1 protein-coding gene is annotated in these 9550 nt (G+C 75.8%); it reads left to right on the top strand.

Going from position 1 to position 9550, the window contains the following annotated elements; translation table 11 throughout:
* A partial coding sequence (locus tag ABZ793_RS34240) for a type I polyketide synthase (RefSeq protein ID WP_357465077.1) occupies positions 1 to 9550 on the top strand: 9550 nt, incomplete at both ends.

Genomic DNA, 9550 nt, shown 5'->3' on the forward strand with positions numbered 1-9550 from the left:
CCGCCTGGCAGGGCCGGGGCGTGCGGACGCGCCGACTGCGGGTCAGTCACGCGTTCCACAGTCCGTTGATGGAGCCGATGCTGGCCGAGTTCCGGGCAGTGCTGGAAGACCTGACGTTCTCGGCGCCGCTGCTGCCGGTCGTGTCGAACCTGACCGGCGCGCTCGCTGACGGCGACGAGATCCGCACCGCCGACTACTGGGTGCGGCACGTCCGCGAGGCCGTCCGGTACGCCGACGGCGTCACCACGCTGCGCAAGGCCGGGGTGGGCACGTTCCTGGAGATCGGCCCGCAGAGCGTGCTGACCGCGATGACGGCGGACGTGCTGCCCGGCGACGAGACCGCGCTCGCCGTGGCCGTCCAGCGCAGGGACCGGTCCGAGGTTCAGGCGCTGCTGGCGGCCCTGGCCGAGCTGCACGTCCACGACGTGCCGGTCACCTGGGCGCAGTGGTTCGCTGGGGCGGGCGCGCGCCGCGTCGACCTGCCGACGTACGCGTTCGAGCACCAGCGGTACTGGCCGGCTTCGGGTCGCCCCCGTGTCGGCGACGTGTCCGGCGCGGGGCTGGGCGACGCCGGGCACCCGATGCTCGGCGCGGCCGTGGACCTGGCCGGCGACGACGAGGTGGTGCTCACCGGCCGGCTGTCCCTGGCCACGCACCCCTGGCTGGCCGACCACGCGGTGTCGGGCGTGACGCTGGTGCCGGGCACCGCGCTCGTGGAGCTTGCCGTGCGGGCCGGCGACGAGGTCGGCGCCTCCCGGCTGCGGGAGCTGACCGTCGCCGCGCCGCTGGTCGTACCCGAGACGGGGGGCGTGCGCGTCCAGGTACGGGTGGAGGCGTCCGACGGCTCCCCGCAGCGTGCCGTCGCCATCTACTCCCGACGGGACGACGACCCCGAGGCGGGCTGGGTCCGCCACGCGGAAGGCGTCCTCGAAGCGTCCTCGCCGGACGAGCCGACCGTGGGCACCTGGCCGCCGGCCGGCGCGTCCGAGGTGGACCTGACCGGCTGGTACGCGACGCTCGCCGAGCACGGCCTCGCGTACGGGCCGGTGTTCCAGGGACTGCGGCGGGCCTGGACGGCCGACGGTGAGGCGTACGCCGAGGTCGCCCTGCCCGACGACGCGGCGGGCGAGGCGGTGCGCTTCGGCGTCCACCCGGCGCTGCTGGACGCCGCCCTGCACGCCGTCGGGCTCCTGCTGACCGACGAGGCGGCCGGGCCGCGGGTGCCGTTCGCGTTCGAGGGCGCGCAGGTGCACGCCTCCGGCGCCTCGGTGCTGCGGGTACGGCTGACCCGGGCCGGCTCCGGGGTGCGGCTGGTCGCCTCCGACGAGTCGGGCACGCCGGTCGTGTCCGTCGACTCCCTCGTCCTGCGCGAGATGACGGGTCTGCCCGCCCCAGGCGCGGCAGCCCGGTCGCTGTTCGAGGTGCGCTGGCAGGCCGACCCGGCCCCGGCAACCCGGCAGCCGTCCGGCTGGGCGGTCCTGACCGGCGGCGCGGACGAGCTGGTGGCCCGGGCCGGGCTGCCGGCGTACGCGGACGTGGCGGCGGCGCTCGCCGTCGTCGAGGCGGGCGCGGACGCGCCGCAGGTCCTCGTGCTGCCGGTCCTCGGCGCGTCCGAGCCGGCCGGCAACCTGCCGGAGGCGGTCCGGTCGGTGACGTCGGACGTGCTGCGGGCGGTCCAGGCGTGGCTGGCCGCCGATTCCCTGGCCGGCTCGCGGCTGCTGGTGCTGACCCGGGGCGCGACGGCGGCCCGGGACGCGGACCGGGTCGGCGACCTGGCGGGCGCCGCCCTCTGGGGCCTGCTGCGGTCGGCCCAGTCGGAACACCCCGGTCGGATCGTTCTCGCGGACCTCGACACCGACGTCGAGCCGACGCTGCTCACCGCGCTCGCCGGCTTCGTGGGCGAGGGCACGGACGACCAACTGGCCGTCCGGGAGGGCCGCGTGTTCGTGCCGCGGCTGGTGCGGGCGTCGGCTGGGGCCGTGCCGGCTCTGGGTGAGGGCACGGTGCTGGTGACCGGTGGTACGGGTGCGTTGGGTGCGCTCGTGGCGGAGCATCTGGTGGCGGCGTACGGGGTGCGGTCGCTGGTGCTGGTGTCGCGGCAGGGTCCGGGCGCTTCGGGTGCGGGTGCGCTCGTGGAGCGGCTGTCGGGTCTGGGTGCGTCGGCGCGGGTGGTGGCGTGCGACGTGACGGACCGGGAGCAGGTGGCCGGGCTGGTGGCCGAGGTGACCTCGGCGGGCCGGCTCGCGGGCGTGGTGCACACCGCTGGCGTGCTGGACGACGGCGTCGTCGAAGGGCTGACCGCCGAGCGGCTGGCGGGTGTGCTGGCGCCGAAGGTCGCCGCCGGTTGGTGGCTGCACGAGGCCACGCTCGGTCTGGATCTGGATTTGTTCGTGGTGTTCTCGTCGGTGGCGGGTGTTCTCGGTTCGCCGGGTCAGGCGGCGTACGCGGCGGGGAATGCGTTCCTGGACGCGCTCGCGGCGTATCGGCGGCAGGTGGGTCTGCCGGCGGTCAGTCTGGCGTGGGGCATGTGGGACACCGGTGGCATGGCGGCGTCGGTGTCGGAGGCGGATCGGGTCCGGTCGGCGCGGGCCGGCTTGACGCCGATGAGCGTCGAGGTCGGGTTGGAGCTGTTCGACGCCGCCCTGGCCGCGGACCGGGTTGCGTTGGTGCCCACGGTGATCGACCTGCCCGCCCTGCGGGCGGCGGCCACCGGCGGGACCGTGCCGCCGATGCTGCGTACCCTCGTCGGGCCGACCGCGACCCGCCGACAGGCGGGACAGGGCGGCGGTGGTTGGGCCGGGCGACTCGCCGGGCTCACCGAGGACGAGGGGCGGGCACAGGTCGCGCTGCTGGTCCGGGGTCTGGTCGCGCAGGTGCTCGGTCACGGCGGGGCGGAGGCGGTGCCGGCGGACCGGGCGTTCCGGGAGTTGGGCTTCGACTCGCTGACGGCGGTGGATCTGCGTAACCGGGTCAACGCGGCCACCGGGCTGCGGTTGGCGTCGACGCTGGTGTTCGACTACCCGACCCCGGCCGTGCTCGCCGAGCACCTGTACGAGCAGGTTTCCGGCCAGCTCAGTGTGCGGCGGTCGGCCGTGCGGGCCGTTGCCGCCGACGAGCCGATCGCGATCGTCGGCATGGCCTGCCGGTACCCGGGCGGGGTGGACAACCCGGATCAGCTGTGGGAGCTGTTGACCACGGGCGGGGACGGGATCTCGGAGTTCCCGGCGGACCGGGGCTGGGACCTGGAGTCGTTGTTCGATCCGGACCCGAACAGCAGCGGTACGTCGTACACGCGGCACGGTGGCTTCCTGTACGACGCAGCGGAGTTCGACCCGGCGTTCTTCGGGATCTCGCCACGGGAGGCGCTGGCGATGGACCCGCAGCAGCGGCTGCTGCTGGAGGCGTCCTGGGAGACGTTCGAGTCCGCCGGCCTGGACCCGGCGCGGCTGCGGGGCAGCCGCACGGGCGTGTTCGCCGGCGTGATGTACCACGACTACGCGACGCGACTGATGGACCAGCCGGCCGAGGTCGAGGGTTACGTCGGCGTGGGCACGTCGGGCAGCGTGCTGTCCGGTCGGCTGGCGTACACGTTCGGGCTCGAAGGGCCGGCGGTCACGGTCGACACGGCGTGCTCGTCGTCGCTGGTCGCGTTGCACCTCGCGGCGCAGGCGCTGCGCTCCGGTGAGTGCGACCTCGCCCTCGCGGGCGGCGTGACCGTAATGGCGACGCCGGGGACGTTCATCGAGTTCTCCCGCCAGCGTGGGCTGGCCCAGGACGGCCGGTGCAAGTCCTTCGCGGCCGCCGCCGACGGCACCGGCTGGTCTGAGGGCGTGGGCATGCTGCTCGTGCAGCGGCTCTCCGACGCCCAGCGGGAGGGCCGGCGCATCCTGGCGGTCGTACGCGGGACCGCCGTGAACCAGGACGGGGCGTCGAACGGGTTGACGGCGCCGAACGGGCCGTCGCAGCAGCGGGTGATCCGGCAGGCCCTGGCGAACGCCCGCCTGACCACGCTCGACGTGGACGCGGTGGAGGCGCACGGTACGGGCACCACCCTGGGTGACCCGATCGAGGCGCAGGCGCTGCTGGCCACCTATGGGCAGGATCGGCCGGGTGACCGGCCGCTGCTGCTGGGGTCGGTCAAGTCGAACATCGGGCACACGCAGGCCGCGGCCGGTGTGGCCGGTGTGATCAAGATGGTCCTGGCCATGCGGCACGGCATCGTTCCGCCGACGTTGCATGTGGACGAGCCGTCGCCGCACATCGACTGGACGGCCGGGGCGGTCGCGTTGGCGACGGAGGCGACGCCGTGGCCGGTCGTGGACCGGCCGCGTCGGGCGGCCGTGTCCTCCTTCGGGATCTCGGGGACGAACGCTCATGTGATCGTCGAGCAGCCGCCGGTCGAGGTGGTTGAGGGCGAGATCGTGGAGCGTCAGGTGCCGGCGGTGGTGCCGGTGGTGTTGTCGGCGCGGACCGACGCGGCGCTCGCCGGGCAGGCCGGCCGGTGGGCGCGCTGGCTCGCCGCCGACGAAACGCTGCGCCCGCTGGACGTGGCGTGGTCGTCGGTCACCACCCGACCGGCACTGGAACAGCGTGCCGTCGCCGTGGTGACCGACCGGGACAGCCTCCTGTCCGCGCTGCGGGCTCTCGATGGCGGAGACCCGTCCGGCGCCCTGGTCACCGGTACCAGCGGCGAACGCGGCCAGCTCGCGGTTCTCTTCTCCGGTCAGGGCGCGCAGCGCGCGGGCATGGGCCGGGAGCTGTACGAGGCGTTCCCCGTGTTCGCGTCCGCGTTGGACGAGGTGTGCGGGCACCTGGATTCACTCCTGCCACAGCCGCTGAAGGCGGTGCTCTTCGCCGAGGCGGGCACGGCCGACGCGGGGCTGCTGGACCAGACCGTGTTCACCCAGGCGGGGCTGTTCGCGGTCGAGGTGGCGTTGTTCCGCCTGGTGGAGTCGTTCGGGGTGGTGCCGGACTTCGTGGGTGGGCATTCGGTCGGTGAGATCACGGCCGCGTACGTGGCCGGGGTGCTCACGTTGGCTGATGCGTGTGCGTTGGTGGCGGCGCGGGGTCGGTTGATGCAGGCGTTGCCGGCCGGTGGCGGGATGCTGGCGGTGAACGCGGCCGAGGTCGATGTGTTGTCCACGCTGGACGGGTTGGCCGACCGGCTGGGCGTCGCGGCGGTCAACGGCCCGACCTCGGTGGTGGTGTCCGGGGCGGTCGACGCGCTCGACGAGGTGGAGCAGGTCTGGACGGCGCGTGGCGTCCGGACGCGCCGGTTGACCGTCAGCCACGCGTTCCACAGTCCGCTGATGGAGCCGATGCTGGCCGAGTTCCGGGCCGTCCTGGAGGGCCTCGCCTTCCGGCCGCCGCTGCTGCCGGTCGTGTCGAACCTGACCGGCGCGCTCGCCGACGCCGACGAGATCCGCACCGCCGACTACTGGGTGCGGCACGTCCGCGAGGCCGTCCGGTACGCCGACGGTGTCACGGCGCTGCGCGTGGCCGGGGTGGGCACGTTCCTGGAGATCGGTCCGCAGAGTGTGCTGACCGCGATGACGGCGGACGTGCTGCCCGGCGACGAGACCGTGCTCGCCGTCGCCGCCCAGCGCCGGGACCGGCCCGAGACCGCTGCCCTGGTCGCCGCCCTCGGCGAGCTGCACGTCCACGGCGTACCGGTCACCTGGGCGCAGTGGTTCGCCGATTCCGGCGCCCGCCGCGTCGACCTGCCGACGTACGCGTTCCAGCACCAGCGGTACTGGCCGGAAGCGGCACCGCGACCGCAGGCCGCCCCCGAGAACGGGGACGCCGAGTTCTGGGCCGCCGTCGAGAGCGGCGACCTCGCCGCCCTCGCCGGCCAGCTCGGCGACGACGCCGTGGACGCCCTCACCCCGGCTCTGCCCGTGCTCTCCACGTGGCGTCGCGGCCGGGACCGGGGAACGGCGCTGGACGGTTGGTCGTACCGGATCGGGTGGGAGCCGGTGCGGCCGGCCCCCGCCTCGGGGCTCTCCGGCCGGTGGCTGGTCGCCACGGTAGGTGGCGGCGCCGACGCGGGCGTGGCGAAGACGCTCGCCGAGGCCGGCGCGCGGGTGGACACGGTGACCGTGTCGTCCACCCTCGGCCGGCGGGAGCTGGGCGAGCGGCTGCGCCCGATCAGTGGCGAGGGCTGGGCCGGGGTGCTGTGCGTCCTGCCCCGGCAGGACCGGCCGCTCGCGAACGGGTCGGCCGTCCCCGCGGGTACGGCCGGGCTGCTCACCCTCATCCAGGCGCTGACCGACACCGGCCTGCCCGGACGGGTGTGGGCGCTCAGCCGTGCCGCCCTGCCGGTCACGGCCGGCGAGCCGGGCGGCGACGTGTGGGCGGCGCTGACCTGGGGCCTCGGCCGGGCCGTGGCCCTGGAACAGCCCGACCGCTGGGGCGGGCTGATCGACCTGCCCGCCCGCGCCGACCGGGGCACCCGGGCCGCGCTCGTCGCGGTCCTCGCCGACGGCGCCCTCGACCAGGTGGCGGTGCGCCGCAACGGCGTGTTCGGGCGGCGGCTGCTGCCGTCCGTCCCGCCCTCCGGGGCGGGCTGGCGGCCGCGCGGGACGGTGCTGGTCACCGGCGGCACGGGCGCGCTGGGCCGGCACGTGGCCCGGTGGCTGCTGGCCAACGGCGCCGCCGAGGTGGTGCTCGCCTCCCGGCGCGGCCCGGACGCCCCCGGCGCGGCCGACCTGGTCGCGGAGCTGGGCGCCGTGCGGGTGCTGGCGTGCGACGTCACCGACGCCGCCGCCGTCACCGACCTGGTGGACGATCTGCCGGAACTGACCGCCGTGGTGCACACGGCCGGCGCGTCCGGCGGGACCGCACCGGCGTACGAGCTGACCGACGCCGACCTGGCGGAGACCCTCGCCGGAAAGGTGCTCGGGGCCGTCCACCTGGACGGCGCGTGCCGGGACCGGGACCTCGACGCGTTCGTGGTCTTCTCCTCCGTCGCCGGCGTGTGGGGTGGCGGCGGCCAGGCCGGTTACGCGGCCGGCAACGCCCTGCTCGACGCGCTCGTCGCGGCCCGCCGCGCGGCCGGGCTGCCCGCCACCGCCCTGGCCTACGGCCCGTGGGCGGAGGACGGCATGGCCGCCGGGGAGACCGCGGACGGCCTGCGCCGCCGCGGATTCGCCCCGCTCGCGCCCGACGCCGCCGTCGCGGCGCTGGGCCGCTGGGTGAACGCCCCCGAGCCGGCGCCGGTGATCGTCGACGTGGACTGGTCCCGGTTCGTCGCGGCGTTCACCGCGGCGCGGCCCAGCCGCCTGTTCGACCGGGTCGCTCCGGCCGTCGCGGCGGAACCGGAGCGGCCGGAGACCGGGGCGGGCACCGACGGGCTGCGCGCCCGGCTCGCCGCGCTGCCGGCCACCGGCCAGGAGAACCTGCTGGTCGACCTGGTCCGCGCGGAGGCGGCGGCGGTGCTCGGCCACGACTCCACCGACCAGGTGCCGGCCGGACGCGCGTTCCGCGAGCTGGGCTTCGACTCCCTCGCGGCGGTGCAGCTGCGGGACCGGCTGGGCCGGGCCACCGGGCTGACCCTGCCGTCGACCGTGGTCTTCGACCATCCGTCGGCGGCGGAACTGGCCCGCTTCCTGCGTACCGAACTGGTGGGCGGCGCGGACGACGGCCCGGTGGCCGTCACCACCGTGGTCCGGCCGCCCGTGGACGAGCCCATCGCCATCGTTTCGATGGCCTGCCGCTTCCCCGGTGGGGTGTCCTCCCCGCAGGAGCTGTGGCAGCTGCTCGCCGACGGCGTGGACGCGGTGACGCCGATGCCCACCGACCGGGGCTGGGACCTGGACGGCATGTTCGACAGCGACCCGGAGCGGGTCGGCACCAGCTACGCCCGCAGCGGCGGCTTCCTGCGCGACGTGGCCGGCTTCGACGCGGCGTTCTTCGGGATCAACCCGCGGGAGGCGCTGGCGATGGACCCGCAGCAGCGGCTGCTGCTGCACACCACATGGGAGGTGTTCGAGCGCGCCGGCATCGACCCGCAACGGGTACGCGGATCCGAGACCGGCGTCTTCATGGGCACCAACGGGCAGGACTACGCGACCCTGCTGCTGGGCGCCCGGTCCGAGGTGGAGGGTTACCAGGCGACCGGTAACGGAGCGTCGGTGGTCTCCGGTCGGCTGGCGTACTCGTTCGGCCTGCAGGGCCCCGCGGTCACCGTGGACACGGCGTGCTCGTCGTCGCTGGTCGCGCTGCACCTGGCCGCGCAGGCGCTGCGCTCCGGCGAGTGTGATCTCGCGTTGGCCGGCGGCGTCACGGTGATGTCGACGCCGGGTGCGTTCCTCGAGTTCTCCCGGCAGCGTGGGCTCGCCGCCGACGGGCGGGTCAAGGCGTTCGCCGCGGCGGCGGACGGCACCGGCTGGGGCGAGGGCGTCGGCGTCCTCTTGCTGCAACGCCTCTCCGACGCCGAGCGGGAGGGCCGGCGCGTCCTGGCCGTGGTGCGGGGCAGCGCCGTCAACCAGGACGGCGCGTCCAACGGGTTGACCGCCCCCAACGGGCCCGCCCAGCAGCGGGTCATCCGGCAGGCCCTGGCCAACGCCGGCCTGGCCCCGGCCGACATCGACGCCATCGAGGCGCACGGCACCGGCACCACCCTCGGCGACCCGATCGAGGCGCAGGCGCTGATCGGCGCGTACGGGCCGGACCGGCCCGCCGACCGGCCGCTGTGGCTCGGCTCGGTGAAGTCGAACATCGGCCACACCCAGGCCGCGGCCGGCGTGGCCAGCCTGATCAAGATGGTGCTGGCGCTGCGGCACCGGACGCTGCCGGCGACCCTGCACGTCGACGAGCCGTCCCCCCACGTGGACTGGGCGTCGGGCCCGCTGGCGCTGCTCACCGAGGCGCGCCCGTGGGACGCCGACAGGGGCCTCCGCCGGGCCGGCGTCTCGTCGTTCGGCATCAGCGGCACGAACGCCCATGTGATCCTGGAGGAGGCGCCCGCCGACGTCGCCGTCGACGCGGGGCCGGCCGACGGGACCGACGTCGCCGACACCGCGCTGCCGTGGCCGGTCGCCGCCGCGACGTCCGCCGGCCTGCGGGAGCAGGCGGACCGCCTGGCCCGCCGGCTCGCCGACCCGGCCGACGGGGACGCGGTGGGCCGGCCCGAGGCGGTGGCCTGGGCCCTGGCCGACGGCCGGGCGCACCTGGCCCACCGGGCGGTGGTCGTCGCCGCCGATTCGCAGGCCCGGCTGGCGGCGCTGCGGGCCCTCGCCGCCGGGGACGCGCACCCGGCACTCGTCCCGGCCGGCTCGGCCGTCTCGGGCGGCACCGCCGTCCTCTTCTCCGGTCAGGGCGCGCAGCGTGCCGGGATGGGCCGGGAGTTGTACGGCGTGTTCCCGGTGTTCGCCTCGGCGTTGGACGAGGTGTGTGGGCACCTGGATTCGCTGCTGCCGCAGCCGCTTCGTGACGTGTTGTTCGCTCCGGAGGGCTCGCCGGAGGCGGGGCTGCTGGACCAGACCGTGTTCACGCAGGCCGGGCTGTTCGCGGTCGAGGTGGCGCTGTTCCGGCTCGTGGAGTCGTTCGG

Source organism: Micromonospora sp. NPDC047465 (assembly GCF_040643125.1).
GTDB lineage: Bacteria > Actinomycetota > Actinomycetes > Mycobacteriales > Micromonosporaceae > Micromonospora.